The sequence below is a fragment of the Bartonella phoceensis genome, assembly GCF_902825145.1.
In the GTDB taxonomy this organism is placed as follows: Bacteria; Pseudomonadota; Alphaproteobacteria; order Rhizobiales; family Rhizobiaceae; genus Bartonella; species Bartonella phoceensis.
Window position 1 is genome coordinate 35,384 of record NZ_CADEAD010000004.1, and the last position, 18,674, is coordinate 54,057.

The 18,674-nt window shown below is 37.3% G+C and carries 17 protein-coding genes, 1 other RNA gene and 1 pseudogene; 15 read left to right on the forward strand and 4 right to left on the reverse strand.

Annotation, left to right across the window (positions count from 1 at the left end; all coding sequences use genetic code 11):
- The first annotated feature begins 134 nt into the window (after positions 1–134).
- On the forward strand, positions 135–1,073 hold the full coding sequence (locus J7R07_RS05580; RefSeq protein WP_208435909.1) for an ArsR/SmtB family transcription factor: 939 nt from the start codon (positions 135–137) through the stop codon (positions 1,071–1,073).
- 172 nt (positions 1,074–1,245) lie between these two features.
- On the opposite strand, the gene J7R07_RS05585 is transcribed toward J7R07_RS05580, so the two are convergent.
- From J7R07_RS05585 to J7R07_RS05610, 4 genes and pseudogenes are all read right to left on the reverse strand, one after another.
- Positions 1,246–1,428 (reverse strand): hypothetical protein, encoded by a 183-nt coding sequence (locus J7R07_RS05585; RefSeq protein WP_208435910.1) that lies wholly within the window; start codon positions 1,426–1,428, stop codon positions 1,246–1,248.
- A gap of 413 nt (positions 1,429–1,841) precedes the next feature.
- Positions 1,842–2,114 carry a hypothetical protein gene (locus J7R07_RS05590; RefSeq protein WP_208435911.1) on the reverse strand — a complete coding sequence of 91 codons (273 nt, stop codon included), beginning with the start codon at positions 2,112–2,114 and terminating at the stop codon, positions 1,842–1,844.
- Between the two features lie 1,106 nt (positions 2,115–3,220).
- Positions 3,221–4,339: pseudogene (locus J7R07_RS08400) on the reverse strand (adenine-specific methyltransferase EcoRI family protein).
- Positions 4,340–4,393: 54 nt separating this feature from the next.
- Positions 4,394–4,624: a DUF6471 domain-containing protein gene (locus J7R07_RS05610; RefSeq protein ID WP_208435913.1), complete on the reverse strand. Its 231-nt coding sequence runs from the start codon at positions 4,622–4,624 to the stop codon at positions 4,394–4,396.
- Positions 4,625–5,169: 545 nt separating this feature from the next.
- Between J7R07_RS05610 and J7R07_RS08600 the strand changes: the two genes are divergently transcribed.
- From J7R07_RS08600 to murD, 14 genes are all read left to right on the forward strand, one after another.
- The gene (locus J7R07_RS08600; protein ID WP_425489185.1) at positions 5,170–5,499 is read left to right on the forward strand and encodes a transposase; all 330 of its coding nucleotides are present in this window, start codon (positions 5,170–5,172) and stop codon (positions 5,497–5,499) included.
- Positions 5,483–5,773: a transposase gene (locus tag J7R07_RS05620; RefSeq protein WP_208435915.1), complete on the forward strand. Its 291-nt coding sequence runs from the start codon at positions 5,483–5,485 to the stop codon at positions 5,771–5,773. Before J7R07_RS08600 ends, J7R07_RS05620 begins: the two co-directional genes overlap by 17 nt.
- Before the next feature lie 24 nt (positions 5,774–5,797).
- Positions 5,798–6,022 carry a hypothetical protein gene (locus J7R07_RS05625; protein WP_208435916.1) on the forward strand — a complete coding sequence of 75 codons (225 nt, stop codon included), beginning with the start codon at positions 5,798–5,800 and terminating at the stop codon, positions 6,020–6,022.
- Between the two features lie 74 nt (positions 6,023–6,096).
- Positions 6,097–6,231 (forward strand): hypothetical protein, encoded by a 135-nt coding sequence (locus J7R07_RS08520; protein WP_281384547.1) that lies wholly within the window; start codon positions 6,097–6,099, stop codon positions 6,229–6,231.
- 1,533 nt (positions 6,232–7,764) lie between these two features.
- Positions 7,765–8,139 carry a hypothetical protein gene (locus tag J7R07_RS05630; RefSeq protein WP_208435977.1) on the forward strand — a complete coding sequence of 125 codons (375 nt, stop codon included), beginning with the start codon at positions 7,765–7,767 and terminating at the stop codon, positions 8,137–8,139.
- Between the two features lie 687 nt (positions 8,140–8,826).
- Positions 8,827–9,336: a lytic transglycosylase domain-containing protein gene (locus J7R07_RS05635; RefSeq protein WP_208435917.1), complete on the forward strand. Its 510-nt coding sequence runs from the start codon at positions 8,827–8,829 to the stop codon at positions 9,334–9,336.
- Between the two features lie 65 nt (positions 9,337–9,401).
- Positions 9,402–9,792, forward strand: an RNA gene (gene rnpB / locus J7R07_RS05640) — RNase P RNA component class A.
- A gap of 263 nt (positions 9,793–10,055) precedes the next feature.
- Complete coding sequence (gene rsmH, locus J7R07_RS05645; protein ID WP_208435918.1) at positions 10,056–11,054, forward strand: 16S rRNA (cytosine(1402)-N(4))-methyltransferase RsmH; 999 nt, start codon at positions 10,056–10,058, stop codon at positions 11,052–11,054.
- Positions 11,051–11,455, forward strand: a complete 405-nt coding sequence (ftsL, locus tag J7R07_RS05650; protein ID WP_208435919.1) for a cell division protein FtsL — start codon at positions 11,051–11,053, stop codon at positions 11,453–11,455. The genes rsmH and ftsL overlap by 4 nt, the downstream gene beginning before the upstream one ends.
- Positions 11,455–13,197 carry a peptidoglycan D,D-transpeptidase FtsI family protein gene (locus J7R07_RS05655; RefSeq protein WP_208435978.1) on the forward strand — a complete coding sequence of 581 codons (1,743 nt, stop codon included), beginning with the start codon at positions 11,455–11,457 and terminating at the stop codon, positions 13,195–13,197. The genes ftsL and J7R07_RS05655 overlap by 1 nt, the downstream gene beginning before the upstream one ends.
- A gap of 23 nt (positions 13,198–13,220) precedes the next feature.
- On the forward strand, positions 13,221–14,672 hold the full coding sequence (locus J7R07_RS05660) for a UDP-N-acetylmuramoyl-L-alanyl-D-glutamate--2,6-diaminopimelate ligase (RefSeq protein ID WP_208435920.1): 1,452 nt from the start codon (positions 13,221–13,223) through the stop codon (positions 14,670–14,672).
- Entirely contained in the window at positions 14,669–16,090 is a 1,422-nt protein-coding gene (locus J7R07_RS05665; protein ID WP_208435921.1) for a UDP-N-acetylmuramoylalanyl-D-glutamyl-2,6-diaminopimelate--D-alanyl-D-alanine ligase, read from the forward strand. The genes J7R07_RS05660 and J7R07_RS05665 overlap by 4 nt, the downstream gene beginning before the upstream one ends.
- Positions 16,091–16,111: 21 nt before the next feature.
- The gene (gene mraY, locus J7R07_RS05670) at positions 16,112–17,182 is read left to right on the forward strand and encodes a phospho-N-acetylmuramoyl-pentapeptide-transferase (RefSeq protein WP_208435922.1); all 1,071 of its coding nucleotides are present in this window, start codon (positions 16,112–16,114) and stop codon (positions 17,180–17,182) included.
- A gap of 4 nt (positions 17,183–17,186) precedes the next feature.
- Entirely contained in the window at positions 17,187–18,587 is a 1,401-nt protein-coding gene (murD, locus tag J7R07_RS05675; protein WP_208435923.1) for a UDP-N-acetylmuramoyl-L-alanine--D-glutamate ligase, read from the forward strand.
- The last annotated feature ends 87 nt before the right edge of the window (positions 18,588–18,674 follow it).

Consider the following 18,674-nt stretch of genomic DNA (forward strand, 5'->3'; position numbering starts at 1 on the left):
AGGTGTTTGTTTCTCAGAAATTGCTTGTTTTCATATTATCAGAAAACAATAAGAATAGCAGTCATGCAACTCTATGCCTTCTTTTTGATTTTCTCTTCATGAGAATAGGTATTTAGCTGAGTTAGGGAGTATTGATGAAAAAACTAGTAAGTTTGGATGCAACGATTGAGCTGCTGAAAACGATAGCAGAAGAAAATCGTTTGCGTATTCTAGCGCTGTTGTGTCGCGAAGATTTAAGGATTTCTGATTTTACTTTTATCCTTGGTCAGTCGCAATCGTGTGTTTCGCGGCATTTACGTTTATTGTATGAGGCATGGTTGATTACATGTTATCAGAAAGGGGGAGAGACTTATTTTAAGTTTTGTCATAGCTGTTGTTGTAAAGACATTATCATAGCTGTTGTTTCAGCTTTGCCAAAGCATGATGTGATATTAGCGTATGATTTGGCATGTTTGATGGATGTTAAAAAACAACACCAAAAAATGAGGAGAGAGAGTTTTTTACAAAATACAGCGCAATGGGATGCATTACGGTTATCGTATATTGCAGATCACGTGGTGGAAAACGCTTTACTCGAAATTATTGGTGATAAACCATTTGAGACTATGCTGAGTGTTAGTATAGATAAAAGTTCTATCTTAAAATTGTTTTCAGATTTTTATAGATATGCGGTTGAAGTTATACTCGATAGCAATATTTTGCATCTCTCTGTTGGAGATACAACTTTCGATTTGATCCTTTTTCATTGGGCTTTACATTTTCTCGAGGATCCTGAGATGGCTCTTTATGAGGTGGCTCGTATTTTGCGTCCTCATGGGTGTTTGCTGATTGTAGATTTTGTTGCACATGAAGTTGATTCTTTACATTCTAACCATACGCATATGCATCTTGGGTTTTCAGATTCACAAATAGAACAATGGGTTAAAAATGCAGGGCTTGTTCTAGAACAGACAATTTGTCTTGCTCCTATGCAAAAGAAAAATAATGAGGATCTAGTGGTGACAATTTGGTTTGCACGTGATCCGCGTCTATTGATAGATGATATTAAAGATAAAAAAGTAGATTTTGCATAATCATATTTGTTAACGTATTTCCTTCTCTGTCTTTTCTGAGTCATTATGTAGCACTTGTATAAAACCAATGTTTATTAGTGATTTGTGTTATTTATTACCTTAGCTCTATTATGAGTTTTACGTAACATTTCACAATTAGCCCTGTTGGTTGCTTCCCCTTTACTCCAAGCGGTCACATGATCTGTATCCATGTCGGCAAGTTTCCAAATTTTATTTTATTGGCATTGTCACTGATTGCATATAGCGGGCAGTTTGAAATACCATTCACTTCGGCATTGGCGGTTTGTTTGACATAGGTTGATTTTTTGATAGCTTCATTAAATGCTCTTACATCGAGTAATTTTTTATCCATCATATCGCCTTAATACATATTCAAAATTTCTTTACAGTTTTTGACATAAGGGTCTGCATATAGGGTTTTTACTTGCTCACTAATGGTTTGCAGATTGTAAGGTTTAGATTTGTAGGTTTCATATAGTCGCCCCCATTATAACCCCTGCATTTTTTTCTCAACAGTAGTAAAAATCCGTGATACCCAGTCAATTACGGTATTAAAATAGGCTTTTCATCCGCTGATGTTGTCATTACTACAGCGATGACTCATACCGCCACCTGCATCGTTACGGCTGCCCCATTCAAGGGCGGTGGCTGAAGAGTCTTGGCGTAAAGCTGACCCTCGCACATAGCTCGCCCATTTGTTAATATGATGCCGTTTTGTTGCTAAATTCGGCTTTCGCTAGGGCTAAAAATTTTCCTGAATAGACAGCGTTAATAATTCTTGTTCATTGAGTGATACGCCTGCATGATGGTTTTAAACCAGTTTTTAATTTCGATTTCTTCACCATTACACACATATACTAAAAGATTGGTTTTATTAATCGAAGCTTGCTGTTCAGGTGGTAGTAAGTTGAAATATTGCGGGGTCTTATTGTTATCCATGATGGCAAATTTGTTGCCAACAAATCGCCCGATACTGGTAATGTGTTGCTGTTCGTTTAATACCTCATAAATACCATTCCCTGTTTGGTTAAAATACGACAAGCCCCATGGGTAGCCTTTTAGGATAGATTCAACAATGGTAACATCACGTTGACCATCAGCGTAGATATAATTGCTTGGTATTCAGTTTGAATGGTAAGTTTGCCTGATAAGCAAAATAAACCTTTACCTTCAAATTCGTTGTAGGTAAATCCATGACAGATATCGGCAATGGTATGGGTCTTAAACGTGGTTTTCGTAAATTATCCTTATTATTTCCCTTCAGATGCTTCATCAGCGACAACGTTTAACATTAGTTGAATTATAGAAATACAATCAAAGGCATTTTTAATTTTAAATTTTCGCTATTTTGCGGTGTTAGACTTATTGAAATTATTTGACTACATAGAACTATAATATGATATCGTGTCATCAAGCATCATTTCTTTGGTAGCTCCACCGACAAAATAGACAGCCAAATCTCGTTTCAAAAATAAATTATCAGACAAAATATTGTTCACTTAAAAAATTAACTTTAGAAGCACTGTAATCTATACTACCTTTATTATTTTTAACGAACTGTCCGTTACTGTAATTAAGACTAAAAAGAAAACGCAAATAAAAATCTTTATCCATTTCTATAATTTTAACATGGTTAGTATACGTACTAATATATCAAAATCTTTTAGTATATCCTCTGCTATCGGTTTAAATGGAAAAGAGGAGCGTATCTTTACTGTTTTTACGGCTTGATGTTCACTATCTGATTGGTTTTTCCATCTTTTGATAATCTTTATATCAACTTGATCGATAGAATTATTTGAACTATCTATTTGTATAGAAACATTTTTACTTATATTGTAGCGATTAAGCATAGCATAGTAAAGTATAATTGCTTAGTAATAAGGCTACACAAGCCTTTTAACTGAATTTCTCTTCAGTTTTTTGTATCACCTGACGAATTAGCGGAATTAAAATTTATATTGCTTAAATGCTTTTTTACGATTTCAACGATATTTTGAGGATTTTGATTATCAGGTGTAAACACAATACGCTGCACTCTAAATGGTAGATTCTTGAAATAATTACATTGGATCGTGTGATTATTGTCAAATAGCATTTTCCCATCATTATAATCTATATATTCAATATACAATTAAGCACTCTCATTATTCTGCTTGTATGAGGATTCGTGAGTACATTCGATTACCCTTAATATAAGCACGGTCTAGCTTACCATTCCAATCGGCAACAGCTAAATTACTTAATAATCCATTTTTGACATCTAAATCCATATCAATAATTTTAAATTGTTCAGGGTTGTGTTTGTCTAAAAAGCTAATAGGCACACCCATAATACCTTTATAATCGCTTGGTGTAGCGATAGTTACGGGTATCTCAATGGCGTTGTAATTATCGTATTTTTGATAAGCATTTTTTCCTTAAATTTTCTTATTAAATTTAAGATTTTCTGCCATTGTCATCAGTTGCAAGGGTTGATGTCGTCTACCATGGTCGATATTTGTAAACCAACGAATGCCTTTTACGCGAATATATTTATTCCCCTCGTCATCAATTCTGAAACCTGCCGCTTCAAGTGAGTAGCTTTCAGGCACTCTAAACTCTCTATCACCACTATTAATAGTTGCACCTAACCCTGCTTCATTATTTTTAATGAGCGAAAATATGTCTTTACAAGTAATGGCGTTCATATTTCCAATAATGGAAAATGGTTTATCTACTTCCACTATCCATGCCAAAAACTCACGAAATAGCGAAAAGGGTGGATTAATGATAATCATATCCGCTTCATCTCGTAAGGCTTTGATTTCATCTGTTTTAAAATCCCCTGTGCCATTAAGGTAATGCCATTGCAAATCCTTAATATAGACTTTGCCGTCATGGTTACTGTCTTGATCAAGGATGAATATTTTACCCTGTTTTACCGATTTGTCTTTGTCATAATTCGGGTTTTGAGTTTAAAATAAAGATGGCTGATAATCAGTTTGTAAATCTTTACTGGTATGTGCGTAACTGGTGCTAATGAGTTTTTTTAAGCCAAATCGTTCAAAATTTTGAGCGAAATACTTGGTAAAGTTGCTCCAATCGGGATCGTCACATGGTAGAAAGACAATTTGACCTCGAAAGACGTTAGCGTCATAATCAAGGTAGGCTTGCATTTCCTTTTCAATATCGTTGTATTGTGTGTAAAATTCGTCCTTTTTAGCATTTTTGGCTTTAGATAAGCCACTATTTTTACTTTCAAGATGTGCGTCATTATTAAACATATAAAAACCTTCTCACGAAGATCAACGCAAAACTATCGTTTATAAAAAATGTTGTTAAATCAAACGAATTTCATTGCACCCAATCGCAGTCAAAATTTGCAACATAAAATCCGCCCCAAAAGCCCCACGAGAAATCTTATTACTAAGATTCTGTGGGGTTTCCTCAATACCTAAGTCTTTTAACTTTTTTGCCACATCAGCATAGCTAAGGTTTCTAAGGACAATTTCCGCTTTAACAATGCCTTTGGCTTTATTTCGCCATTCATCGCTCTTTAAGTGTTTCATATCGTATTTTCTCACTATTTAAAACATATAATCATTATAAAAGATTATAGACCTATCGTAAAAATTTGTTATAAGGCGTATAATCATCACAAACGATGATTAACAGGCTTAAATTATGGTCCAACACTTTTTACTAACACAGCCCATGCTTGCAGTATGTCATCACGAGCCATCGCTCGGTTAAGTGATGACAAATGCCATGTCATGCTGTGTGAATTACGTTGGAGTAGTACAGAAATCGTGATTTTCCCGAAATGCCAAGTACAACATACAGCCTATTACATTGCCAGACGTAAAAATGGTAATGTAAGCATCGCAAACATCACTTTAATGTAACATCAAACACTATCTTTACTCACCATAAATTGCCATTGCAAACGATTCTTTTTATTTGTGCCATTACGTCAATACCGGTGAAAGGTATATTAATTCTACAGCTATCTTGAGACCTAGATGTTCAGTACAAAACTGCTTTTATTCTAGTCTATAAAATCCGTGAATTACTCCAAGCCTAAAAAGATTTTTTGCTAAATAGTGAAATCCACATGGATGGTTGCTACGGCCACTCAAGTGGGCGTGAGGCAAATAAAAAGATTGATGGGGTTGAGGGGTATTTAAAGGTCAATGAGAATCTCGATAAGCATTGTATCATCGTTATGCATAATTGCCTATACTACAGTGAAATCCTAGCCAATCCACAACTCCTAGGGGCTAAAATAACATATACCTTTGTGGCATTGAGTAAAAACTACAAAACCGTATCAGACCTTACGAAGCCGTATATCGAACATAATAGCACCATTCACACGGAAGAACGTCCATCTTATGATAATTTACGGATTGACTTTGACTGCAAGTATGTCAATCACAGCTAAGGGTAGTGCAGTGATGATGGTTATTACCAACAACTTTGCCGAAAGCTATTTTAGCCGTTTTAAGCGACTGTATTATAGCCAAGTACAAAAAATCGATAATATCTATCTCGGTGACTATGCCAATGAAATTGCTTATCATGAGGACACTTACAAAATGAGCAATGAGGTGATTTTACATGATGTGCTATGCAAAGACTTAACTATACCACCATCGAATGATTTTAAGGGTTATTGGCAAGGTAAACATCGTCAATCTGAACGGTTGGTAGCTTAATTAATAGTTGGATAGGGGAGTAACATGACAAGCTATGCTCAAAGTGCCATTATCACTAAAATCAAGCGGTTAGAGAATGAACGAAAGCAAGTCATGACTCATTTGCATTTACTGGATGATAATATCGAAATATTGGCTAAATCACTTGATGTTTTGATTTTGACTACCGGTCAAGATAATATGACCGCTCATGATACTGAAAACTTTAGCTACAGACCAAAATTAAGGGTGTTTTGTAAGGTAAGCTGAAGGTGTATTTGCTCATTATTTTTAAGAACAATCCCAAAACTGGTTTTACCACATTCGATTTGACAGGGCAGATAATGAAACTAGATAACATGGACATTTTGTCGAAGGACAAGCACGTTAAGGCAGTAAAGTCGGTACTTTATAAGTTAGAAAAGACAGGAATTGTGGTAAAATCTAAGGACAATAAGGGTGAAATTATATTGCGGTAGGATTAATTTGCAATAGATAAAAAATAGGCAGAATGACCGACTTTATCATTTAACTAGCTTTGTGCAGGTGGTATACAATGGTGAGTTTCTGAATGAATAAGCGCAAAGAGAGAGTTTTAGTGCTTCAATATGTGGGCGCATGGGCTGTATGATGAAAGGTATTCTTATAGCGAGGCGGTGTCTAGGATGGTTAGTTTGTATTGAGACAGTATTTGTTGGTTAATATATTGGTTTATAAATATAATTTATTGTTTTGCAAATTAAAGGAGAATTCTAGGTGTAGGGGTCTTTTCTTATTTTAAATCCTCTGGTTTACATTTTAAAAATTATTTGTTTGTATGCCACAAGAGAAATTAGTGTACGGATAAAAATCATTTGAATAAGTGAATAAATATATCTCTTATAAATCGTTGAGATGCAAAAATAGCCGGAATATTGGAAGCAAGTAATATAATGTGGGACTGAGTTGTGGCTTCACTCAGTATAAAGATGGGTAGTTCTACATGATCTTCTATTTTATTTTTCACAAATAGGATTGGGAGATGGGATGAGAAGCGAGGTGAGATCTTTTAAAAGCAAAGAGATGGGCGCATAATACAATAGTATATGGTTCTTTAGAAGGGATGTGATTCCTTTAAGAAAAATCGATAGCAAAAAAGCCTACTCTTTTCTTAAAAAATAACAGTATATAAAAGTTTTCGAATACAGAAATTATAATTTTATCATTTCCTCGGGTGGTTATTTATGTCGTAGAGATTGGAAGAAATTCTCTGCAATGATTGTTATCTATGATGCGCATTGGAATTTATTGCTGGTTATCAATTAATTTGTAGCTATCTTAAGTTACAATTAATGGGTGATTCGAAACAAATTACATTTAGAGCTTCGATTCCTGTGGAGATAACTGTGGAATAAGTAGATCGCTGCTTTTATGCATTTCGCCTTTCATAAGGGGAGCTCTTGTGAAGCATTTGTATTTTAAAACTTTCACGGTTACGCGATTTTTTGAGAAAAATTTTGAAAATTATGATGATTACAGATTCTCTTTATTGATGCCTATAGAATAAAATTGCTTCAAATTGGATCATTTTGAGTATTTTTTGCCTAAATTTTTCCATTTTTAAACGATTTATAATTTTTTTCTGTTTTTTTGCAGGGAATATGATAAGAATTTCTTGTTGTTTAAAACATTTTATTCCATAGCAAGGATATTGTATCAGCTGACTTAGTGGCTGATGCGAAAGACGATCGGGGAACCTCCTCCCCCCCCCCCCGCGTGGATCCCTTAGATTGTCTGGCCTGGCTGAGGTTTTCCTCAGTCGGGCTTTTTGGAATCTAGATTTATAGTTTATGAAGTATCACTAAGGGGAAAAATTTTTAGGTACTGAGGTTTTTTTCATGGTTTTTTTTTGTATAAGGGGAAATTTTAAAGCTTTTTTGAAGGATGCTGTTCAAGTGAGGAAGTGATAATTGAAAATTCAGCAAATTCTGTAAGGGGAATTTTTTGTGTGCAGGATGCTAAGGTAGAAGATGATGGGGTTTTACGGGCATCGTATTTTTCTCATTCTATTTGTGTTTTTGGTTTTTTTCGTTAGTCTTTTTGCTTTTCGGAATCCTTCTGTTTATCAGTTTTTATTTAACCGGTCTTTTTCTTCTCGTCAGGTTGATATTACAGAGGGAGAGCTTTTAGAGAGATTAGCGGTGTCTTTTCCTGATATTATAGTACAGCTCTCTAGGTTGAGTCCTGAACAACAAAAGAAATTTATTGAGAGGGTGCGTCGCGATATAGTTGCTGCTGCTTCCGCGAGTGGTCAGAGCAATGAGCAGGCTCAAAAGGTTGGAGAGTCTGTTGTGAGAATTTTATCGAAAGCGATTTCTCATCCTTCCATTGCTGACACTTATTTTTAATTATACGTTTACGGTTTTAAAGGCGCTTTCACATTTTTGGGGGGACCTTGAAAAGCGTGCAGGAGGGGTACTAATCATTTTATTTGAGATCATAGAGTGATAAAGATATTACATTGAAGTTTCCTGCAATGAAATACTGTGGTATATTCACGCATATTTATGAGTTTCCCATACATAATGATTGTTTTTGATAGATGACTTGTTTGGCATAAAGTTTTTTTACGGAAATATTTATAAAGCAAATAGCGAAAATTGATGATGGTTTTTCTTCCTAAGAGAGCTTTTACGGTATAGAGACCATTTGGTGAAGGTGTCCTAGCTTGTGTTACTTTTGCGATTATGGAACTTGTGTAAATAGAGATTTTAAGAATAAGCTTTAAAAAACATCACAAGTATTTTGAATGCTGTTTTTGTTTGTTAAAGTAATATATTTTATATTGTTAGCATAAATGAATAGAGTATATCATCTTTTTATTACGTTTAAAATTTCATTATATTTTCTTTATTGTTCGATATCTTATAAGATAAAAAATATATAATAAGAAATTTGAGTAATTTTCTTTTTTTACAAAAAATTGTCTTAATATTTTCATTTTCAAGCCGTTCTTTAGCTTTTTTTCTATGTAAAATCCGCACAAAAAGCCGTTGCGGCTAGGATTTGAGAATGTTTTAGTGAAGAGAAAGAAAATGCGATTTTTGAAACTCATTTTAAATACAGCATTTGCTGTATTTTTTGTGTTTGATATAAGTTGGGCTCATACCATATTAAATGTTGTAGCCTCAGATAAAAGCTCTACGACTATTGCAGCTAAAGTTCCTACTCGTCCATATGAATCGCTTATTCAGAAATTTGCGAATGAGTATAATGTTCCCGTTAATTTGGCACATGCTGTTGTAAGAGTTGAAAGCAATTATAAGGCACGTACGAAGGGAGCTGCTGGTGAAATAGGTCTGATGCAGATTAAACCATCTACTGCACGAGGATTGGGTTTTAATGGTACTGTGCAAGATCTTTACGATCCTGCGACCAATCTTAAATATGGTATGCGTTATTTAGCGCGGGCATATAAACTCAGTGGTGGAAATACATGCGGCACGATTCTGAAATATAATGCAGGTCATGCTGCAAAAAAAATGAATTCTATTTCGGCAAAATATTGCTTAAGAGTAAAAACTTATCTGGCCTCATTAAAGTGAGGTATTTGCTATAAAATTTTTTGAAGGCTATTTTCACCTGGTGAAAAATATTTTATAATATTATGTCAGTCGGCTGGGCAGCCGCGCTTGTCTTATGCTGAAAGGTGGCAAGTGAGGAAAGTCCGGGCTCCAGGGAAAAACGGTGCCGGGTAACACCCGGCGGAGGCGACTCTAGGGAAAGTGCCACAGAAAGCAAACCGCCTATTTTATAGGTAAGGGTGAAAGGGTGGGGTAAGAGCCCACCGCGCATTCAGTAATGAATGTGGCAAGGTAAACCCCACCGGGAGCAAGACCAAATAGAAATGACGCGCAAGGCTTAACCTTGCAGCCAGTTTCCAGGCGAGTCATTCGGGTAGGTTGCACGAGGCGGGTGGTAACATCCGTCCCAGATGAATGGTTGCCATGTAGAGTGTAAGCTTTACTATACAGAACCCGGCTTATAGGCCGACTGATTTTCCGTGAGTGAATACAACTTTATAGCATATCGTACAGAAATTTTTCCTATAAAATGTATATTTTAAAGGTGTATACTTAAAAAACGAGCGTTTTAAAAAATCATAACATTTTTTTAAATATAGTCCGTTAGGATATGCATCGGGTTAACTTTGACTTTATTCTCTTTCATTATGGGATATGAGAGTTAAGGTTTTGGTTATTCTGACGTCAGTTGCTTTTAGAGAACTGTTGGTTTTAAAAAACATAAATCAAGACGGATTATTTTGACGAAAAAGAGTCACAGAGCTGAACGCCATATTCCAGTGTTGTTGCAGCCAGTTTTAGCTGGGCTTGCACCATTGGTTGGGGCAAGAGTGATTGATGGTACCTTTGGTGCTGGTGGTTATACACGTGCTTTGTTAAAGGCGGGGGCGCAGGTTATTGCTCTTGATCGTGATCCTCACGCTATTGGTGAGGGACAATCGCTTGTTGATGAATTTTTTCCACGGCTTCGTTTGGTGCAGATAGAGTTTTCACAGTTGGATCGTGTTGTTGAAGAGAAAGTGGATGCCATTATTTTGGATATTGGTGTTTCTTCAATGCAGATTGATGAAGCTGAGAGAGGGTTTTCTTTTCACAAAGATGGCCCATTAGATATGCGAATGTCTCAGTCTGGTTTTACTGCTAGTGATGTCATAAATAGTTTAAAATGTAGTGATTTAGAAAGAATATTTAAGATATTAGGAGAAGAACGTTATGCAGGCCGAATTGCACGGATGATTGAAAAGCGCCGCTGTATTCAGCCTTTTTTACGTACAGGTGATCTTGCATATGCCATTGAAGCGTTGGTGGGACGTAAAAGTGGAGATCGTATTCATCCTGCAACGCGTGTATTTCAAGCACTTCGCATTTATGTTAATGATGAAATTGGTGAACTTGCGCGTGGCTTATTTGCTGCTGAACGCGTTTTAAAAGCAGGAGGCCGTTTGGGGGTTGTAAGTTTTCATTCTCTTGAAGATCGTATGGTCAAAAGATTTTTTTCGGCGCGTTCAGGAGAGCATATGAGATCGCGCTATCTTCCTGAAATAGAGACAGCTCCAGCAACGTTTTTTCCTTTGTTTAAAGGGGTGATCACTGCAAATAAAGAAGAGATTCAGAAAAACCCTCGTTCGCGATCTGCGAGGTTGCGTGTTGGTGTACGCACCGAGGCAGAGAGTCTTGCTGCAGATATGAAATTATTTGCTTTAGCAGAGATTGCCAGTTTTGAAGGCAGCAAGAAATGACAGTTTTTCGCACATTTGATATGATTTTAGTATTGATTATGATTTGTATGGCAGGTCTTACTTACAAGGTAAAGTATGATGTTCAAAAACGGATAAGCGAAATCCGTCGTCTTGAACATGAAATTGCTGCAGCGAAAAATACGGTAAGCTTACTTTATGCTGAATGGGCGGTGATGATAGAGCCTTCACGCATGCAAAGACTTGCGAAGCGTTATCAAAAAGAGCTTGGTTTAGAGATCATCCAACCTCGACAAGTTGTAGAGTTTGAAGATATTCCTGTACGTGTACATGATCAAATTGAAGAAGTGATTAAACAAAATATCTTGGAGGAGGGACAGGATATTCTAGCGAATGATCGTGATTCTCAGATGAATGGCGTTATTCAAAAAGGCATGCGATGATGAAATCATACTTTCTGTTTTCGCAAAAAGAAAAGCGTTTAAAAAAAACGTTGGATGTTCATAACTTTCCTGTTCGTCGCTCGTATTCTAGTCGTCTACGCTTGCTTTTTTCTTTGCTTTGTTTCCTGATTTTGTATGGCATTATGGGGGCTTGTCTCATTTCTTATGGACTTGAAGGTGGACAGATTGAAGAAGCAAAAGGACCAACAGCCTCTCAGTTGACTGCGCGACCTGATATTATTGATCGTAATAACCGTTTATTGGCCACGGATATTAAAACTTATTCGCTTTTTGCCGAACCGCGACGCATTATTGATGTGGATGAAACGATTGAATTACTCTCAACAGTTTTACCCAATCTCAATTGGCAAGAGACTTATAAACGCCTCAAAAGAAAGTCTAGTTTTTCTTGGATTCAACGTGGATTAACGCCAACACAAAAGACGCAAATTATGGCTCTTGGTATTCCTGGGATTGGTTTTCGTACTGAAATCCGTCGTTTTTATCCAAGTGGACCTGTGGTTTCGCATATTCTCGGCATTGTTAATATTGATAATCAGGGTATAGCTGGTATGGAAAAATATATTGATGATGCCGGCTTGAGTGCTCTGCGTGCTGCTGGTCTTGCAACGGAAGAATCATTGAAGCCAGTGCAACTTTCGATTGATGTGCGACTTCAGACAATTGTGCATGATGAACTTGTTCAGGCAATGAAGCGTTATAAAGCTATTGCAGCAGGAGCTGTTATTTTAAATATCCACACTGGTGAAATTCTTGCTATGGCCTCTCTACCAGATTTTGACCCTGGAAATCCTGTTGAAGCTTTGAAAAGTGATCGCTTCAATCGAATGACTGCAGGAACTTATGAAATGGGATCTATCATTAAAAGTTTTACTACTGCAATGGCACTTGATTCAGGTCTTTTTCATTTAAAAAGTGTTATTGATGCTTCAAAACCTCTTCAAGCAAGCCAAAATTATTTTATTCGTGATTTTCATGGAAAAAATCGCCCTTTAACACTTTGGGAGGTATTTGTTTACTCCTCTAATATTGGTTCTGCTAAGGAAGCATTGGCGGTAGGGCTTGACGGACATCGTGATTTTTTAAAACGGCTCGGTTTACTTGATCGATTGACAACAGAATTGCCTGAAGTTGCTCATCCTGTCGTGCCACATCATTGGAAGGATATCCATTCTATGACGATTTCTTTTGGACATGGGATGGCAACAACGCCTCTGCAAACAGCAGTAGGTGCTGCTGCTCTCATGAATGATGGTTGGTGGATTGCTCCCACCTTTTTGAAACGCACGAAAGCAGAAGCGTTGAAAGAGGCAAGGCAGGTTTTAAAACCGAAAACGAGTCAAGATATGCGTTATCTTTATAAATTAAACAGTGATATTGGTTCTGGACGTAATGCAAAAGTAGAAGGTTATCGGATTGGTGGTAAAACAGGAACAGCTGAAAAAGTTGAAAATGGAAAATATTCTAAAACAAAAAATTTTAATAGTTTTCTTGCGGCTTTTCCTATTGAGAATCCTTCTTATGTTGTTTTAACAATTATCGATGAACCTCAGCCTGAAGAAGGACAACGTTCAGCAACAGCAGCAATGAATGCAGGACCGATGCTTGCTAATATCGTTCGCCGTTCAGCAAGTTTTTTGGGAATAAAACCAGATTTTGAAAAAGAATATGAGCCTATTTTGAGCACAAAAGATAGTTCAAAATTTGTTAGAAAACGGTAAATTAATATACAAGGTGTGCTATCATGTTGTTTGGAACAGTTTTTAAAGAATGTATCGAAGATGAAGCCCTGTCTTCAATGGAAATAACAGGAATAACTGCAGATTCTCGACAAGTTTTGCCGGGCTACGTTTTTGTAGCTGTTCAAGGAAATCAAGGTGATGGCAAACACTATATCAATGATGCACTAAAGCGTGGTGCACGAGCAGTCGTTACAGATTGTAATGTTGTTTTTGAGGGGTTATCTGTTCCTGTTTTATGCGTTGATGATGTTCGTCGCAGTTTAGCGATTGCAGCTGCACGTTTTTATGATTCGCAACCTGAAACTGTTGTTGCTGTGACAGGAACAAGTGGTAAGACATCTGTTGTTTCTTTTATTCGGCAAATTTGGACTTATGTTGGATTATCTGCTGCCAGTATAGGAACGCTAGGCGTTATTTCTCCTCACCGGAATGATTATGGTTCTCTCACAACGCCTGATCCAGTCATTTTACAGCATCTCCTTTCTGAAATTGCCAATGAAGGTGTTACACATGTAGCGCTTGAAGCCTCTTCGCATGGACTTGATCAAAGCCGGCTTGACGGAGTACGTTTAACTGCTGGCGCCTTTACCAATTTAGGGCGTGATCATATGGATTATCACACATGCGTAGAAGACTATTTACGTGCTAAGATACGGTTGTTTGATACGCTTTTACCTCAAGATGCTCCTGCTCTCATTTTTGCCGACGATGTTTATTCACAAAAGGTTATCAATGCTATTACACACGCACGCCGTCGTGTTTTGACAATTGGGCGCAAGGGCCAATTTATTACCATTAATCGTATTGAGCATCAACGTTCAAAACAGTATGTTGAGTGCCGTGTGGAAAACGATATTTATACATTTGATTTGCCTCTAGCTGGAGATTTTCAAGTCATCAATGCGCTGATGGCGGCGGGACTAGCAATTATAACAGGAGTCTCACCTGATAAAGTGTTTCGTGCGCTTGAAACTTTGCAGGGGGCACCTGGTCGTCTAGAATTGGTTGGAAAGACAGAAAATAATGCTCCTGTTTATATAGACTATGCCCATAAACCAGAAGCTTTAGAGCAGGTATTGCTTTCTGTTCGCCCCTTTACGCAAGGGCGTTTAATCCTTGTTTTTGGTTGTGGGGGAGATAGAGATCAGGGAAAGAGATCTTTGATGGGCAAAATTGCGGAAGATAATGCTGATATTGTTATTGTAACGGATGATAATCCTCGTACAGAAATACCAGAAAAAATTCGCCAGGATATTTTACAAGCAGCTCCAAGAGCCATAGAAATAGCAGATCGTGGTGAAGCTATTACTTATGCGGTTGGGCTATTGAAAGCAGGGGATACACTCATCATTGCTGGAAAAGGTCATGAGAATGGTCAGATTATAGGGCAAGAAACATATCCTTTTTCAGATCGGTTGAAAGCAATTAGCGCTTTGCAGGAGTGTAATAAGTGACAGCTTTATGGGATAAACAAACACTTGTCATCACAATGGGTGGCTTTGGGATAGGGCATATGCCAGAAACTTTTTCTGGGGTTTCTATTGATAGTCGTACTCTCACAAAGGGTGATATTTTTTTCTGTATTAAAGGGCACAATCTTGATGGTCATGATTTTGCTGCACAAGCTTATGAGCGCGGTGCAAGCGTTCTTGTCGTTGCGGAAAATCGTTTGGCTGACATGAAAAAAATATCCGCTCCACTAATTGTTGTTCCTGATGTTTTGCAAGCCTTAGAAAAACTTGCGCAAGCCGCACGTAGGCGCTCAAAGGCTAAAATTATAGCATTAACAGGATCGGTCGGAAAAACAACAACAAAAGAAATTCTCAAACAAGTACTTACAACGGCTGGTAAGGTTCACGCTAATTTGGCTTCTTTGAATAATCACTGGGGAGTGCCGCTCACTTTGGCGCGAATGCCTGCAGATAGTGATTACGGTGTCTTTGAAATTGGTATGAATCATAAAGATGAAATTCGTCCTTTAGTAAATTTAGTCCATCCGCATGTTGTGCTCATTACACATATTTCTGCGGCACATATGGGTTTCTTCAAAAATCTTGAGGAAATTGCAGATGCGAAAGCTGAAATTTTTGAGGGATTAACCCCAGAAGGTACTGCTGTTTTAAATGCGGATGATGATTTTTTTTCTTATTTAGTTCAAAAAGCAAAGCAATGGGGTGTAAAAAGAATTTTAAGTTTTGGTGAGAATAAAAACTCTGATTATCAGGCCAGAGATATACGTCTTCTAGCAGATTCTTCGTCTATGGTTTTACGTATTTTGGGGCAAGATAAGGAGATTAAAATTGGTGCTCCTGGACGACATATTGTACAAAATATTTTAGGTATTCTTGCTGTTTGTCATGCTATTGGTGTTGATTTGGAAGCTGTTTTGCTTTCTTTGAGCTGTTTTTCTCTTCAAAAGGGGCGTGGTGCTCGTTATCAGCTCTTTTTGCCAAGTGGAGGCGAATTTCATTTAATTGATGAAAGCTATAATGCGAATCCTGCATCTATGCGTGCAGCTCTTAATCTTCTTGCTACAGGGCCAGTTGGAGTGGATGGTAGGCGAATTGCTATTTTGGGCGATATGCTGGAATTGGGAGTTTATAGTGAAAAATTCCACCGTGATTTAGTAAAGCCGGTTTTTCTTTCTGGGGCTAATCCAGTTTTTTTATTTGGTGAGGCCATGAAGTTTTTAGCTACTGATTTGTCCGCATACGTTAAGGTTCATTATGCTGAAAATGCCGAAAAAATTTTACCGCTTATTTTTGCAGAAATTTCCAGTGGAGATTTGCTTATGATTAAATCGTCCCGTGGTCTTTATTCATCAGATATTGTGAGGGCACTGCTTGGTCGCTATAAGGTGGTTTCTCTCTAATTTAGATAGGTTTTTTGTACTATGATGCTGTTTTTATCTTCGCTTAGTGATTGGCTTCCGGGAGTCAATGTTTTCCGTTATATTACTTTTCGCACTATAGCAGCTATGCTCACATCGGGGCTTATTGTATTTTTATTTGGCCCTAGTATTATTGCCTCTCTTAAATTACGGCAGGGAAAAGGACAGCCAATTCGTGCTGATGGGCCTCAGACACATTTTAAAAAAGCAGGAACGCCTACCATGGGCGGATTGATGATTTTAACGGGCATTGTGGTATCAGCGCTCTTATGGTGCAATTTATCGAATATTTATTTTTGGATATCGCTTTTTGTTATGCTTTCTTTTGGGGCAATTGGTTTTTATGATGATTATCTTAAGGTGACAAAACAAACGCATAAAGGATTTTCTGGTAAAGCACGGTTAAGTTTGGAGTTTTTTGTTGCGGCAATTGCTGCTTTTGTACTCTTACAAGTTGGCTCATCTGGATTATCTTTGCCTTTTGTGAAAGAGTATTTTATCAATTTGAGCTGGTTTTTTATACCTTTTTCAGCTTTTGTCGTTGTAGCAACGGGTAATGCGGTTAATTTAACTGATGGTCTTGATGGGCTTGCTATTGTACCTGTGATGGTTGCGGCCTTGTCTTTTGCTTTAATTGCTTATCTTTCTGGTAATATCAATTTTGCTGATTATCTCCAAATTCATTATGTATCGGGCACAGGTGAATTGGCTGTCTTATTAGGAGCTGTTGTTGGTGCGGGACTTGGATTTTTATGGTTTAATGCACCACCCGCGGCTATTTTTATGGGGGATACTGGTTCGTTGGCTCTTGGTGGGCTGTTAGGTATTGTCGCTGTAGCAACCAAGCATGAAATTGTTTTGGCTTTTATTGGTGGGCTTTTTGTTTTAGAAGGATTTTCGGTTGTTATTCAGGTTGGTTATTTCAAATTAACAAAAAAACGTGTGTTCCTTATGGCGCCAATACACCATCATTTTGAGAAAAAAGGATGGACTGAAAGCCAAATCGTGATACGTTTTTGGATTATTTCGATTGTGCTTGCTTTGATTGGTCTTTCAACACTTAAATTACGGTGAGATTTTGATTTCTGTTACGTGTTATAAAGATCAAAAAGTTGCACTGTTTGGATTGGGACAATCAGGATTATCAGCGGCGCAAGCGTTGATGCGTGGTGGTGCAGAAGTGGTTGCTTGGGATGAGAATCCTTCCGGTGTACAAGAAGCTTTTCGGCAAAATATTCCAACGAGAGATCTTCGTTATGAAGATTGGTCTGACTTTGTTGCATTGATTTTAGCGCCTGGTGTTCCTTTAACGTATCCTAAGCCTCATTGGGTTGTTGAGAAAGCACGTCAAGCGGATATAGAAATTATTGGTGATATTGAATTATTTGTCCGTGCACGTAACCATTTTTTACAACACTATGGTTTTTGTGATCAAGATGTTCCGTTTATTGCTATTACGGGCACGAATGGAAAATCAACAACGACAGCTTTGATTGCTCATTTATTGGACCAAATGGGTTATGATGTGCAGATGGGTGGGAATATTGGAACTGCAATATTGACGCTTAAGCCGTTTGTTAAAAAACGTATTTATGTGATTGAATGTTCATCGTTTCAAATTGATCTTACGCCCTCTCTTCAGCCAACTATTGGAATTTTATTAAACTTGACACCTGATCATATTGATCGTCATGGGAGTTTTGCGCATTATGTGCGCGCCAAAAAACATTTAGTTGATCAGGCTTTTCGTGCTTTTATTTCAGTAGATGATGCTGCCTGTCAGGATTTATATCAGCAATTGCTTGATAAAGGTTGTCACGTTGAGGCAATTTCCAAGGAACATTTTGTTAAAAATGGTTTTTATGCGGATGGGACTAAACTCTTTTCTGTTTGTCAAGGACGGCGTCATATGCTCGCAGATCTCGCATCTATGACCGCATTGCGCGGCAGTCATAATGCGCAAAATACTCTTATGGCGTTAGCAACATTGCAGGCGTTAGAAATAACAGATTCACATATAGAAAAGCATTTAGCAAGTTATAAAGGGTTGGCACATCGTATGCAGCAGGTGCGTAAAATGGGATCAATTCTCTTTATCAATGATAGTAAGGCTACAAATGCAGACGCTACAGCTCCTGCACTTTCTGCTTTTCATAATATTTTTTGGATTGTTGGAGGGCAGGCAAAAGAAGGTGGGATTGATCCTCTTAGAGGGTTTTTTCATAAAATTCGCAAAGCTTATTTAATTGGAAGTACAGCGGAAGAATTTGCTAGCGTTATTGGCTCTGCTTTTTCTTTTTCTATGAGTTTAACTTTGGAAAATGCAGTACGCGAAGCTGCTGCTGATGCAATGTATTGCAAGGCGAAAGAGGTTGTTGTGCTTTTTTCACCTGCTTGTGCAAGTTATGATCAATTTAAAAATTATGAAATGCGTGGGGAAGCATTTGTTTCTTTTGTTATGCAGTTAAAAGAAACATAAATTTAAAAAAGCGTTTTCACGTTAATGTTCCAGAATCTTTTTTCGTGTAATTCAATTTTTGAAGTGTTTTGCCAAAAAGTAGGGAAC

What these genes read in the sequence shown, in the direction of transcription:
- J7R07_RS05580 (WP_208435909.1), top strand. Translation starts at nt 135, where the DNA reads ATGAAAAAACTAGTAAGTTTGGATGCAACGATTGAGCTGCTGAAAACG.
- J7R07_RS05585 (WP_208435910.1), bottom strand. Translation starts at nt 1,428, where the DNA reads ATGATGGATAAAAAATTACTCGATGTAAGAGCATTTAATGAAGCTATC.
- J7R07_RS05610 (WP_208435913.1), bottom strand. Translation starts at nt 4,624, where the DNA reads ATGAAACACTTAAAGAGCGATGAATGGCGAAATAAAGCCAAAGGCATT.
- J7R07_RS08600 (WP_425489185.1), top strand. Translation starts at nt 5,170, where the DNA reads ATGGATGGTTGCTACGGCCACTCAAGTGGGCGTGAGGCAAATAAAAAG.
- J7R07_RS05620 (WP_208435915.1), top strand. Translation starts at nt 5,483, where the DNA reads ATGTCAATCACAGCTAAGGGTAGTGCAGTGATGATGGTTATTACCAAC.
- J7R07_RS05625 (WP_208435916.1), top strand. Translation starts at nt 5,798, where the DNA reads ATGACAAGCTATGCTCAAAGTGCCATTATCACTAAAATCAAGCGGTTA.
- J7R07_RS08520 (WP_281384547.1), top strand. Translation starts at nt 6,097, where the DNA reads ATGAAACTAGATAACATGGACATTTTGTCGAAGGACAAGCACGTTAAG.
- J7R07_RS05630 (WP_208435977.1), top strand. Translation starts at nt 7,765, where the DNA reads ATGGGGTTTTACGGGCATCGTATTTTTCTCATTCTATTTGTGTTTTTG.
- J7R07_RS05635 (WP_208435917.1), top strand. Translation starts at nt 8,827, where the DNA reads ATGCGATTTTTGAAACTCATTTTAAATACAGCATTTGCTGTATTTTTT.
- ftsL (WP_208435919.1), top strand. Translation starts at nt 11,051, where the DNA reads ATGACAGTTTTTCGCACATTTGATATGATTTTAGTATTGATTATGATT.
- J7R07_RS05655 (WP_208435978.1), top strand. Translation starts at nt 11,455, where the DNA reads ATGAAATCATACTTTCTGTTTTCGCAAAAAGAAAAGCGTTTAAAAAAA.
- J7R07_RS05660 (WP_208435920.1), top strand. Translation starts at nt 13,221, where the DNA reads ATGTTGTTTGGAACAGTTTTTAAAGAATGTATCGAAGATGAAGCCCTG.
- mraY (WP_208435922.1), top strand. Translation starts at nt 16,112, where the DNA reads ATGATGCTGTTTTTATCTTCGCTTAGTGATTGGCTTCCGGGAGTCAAT.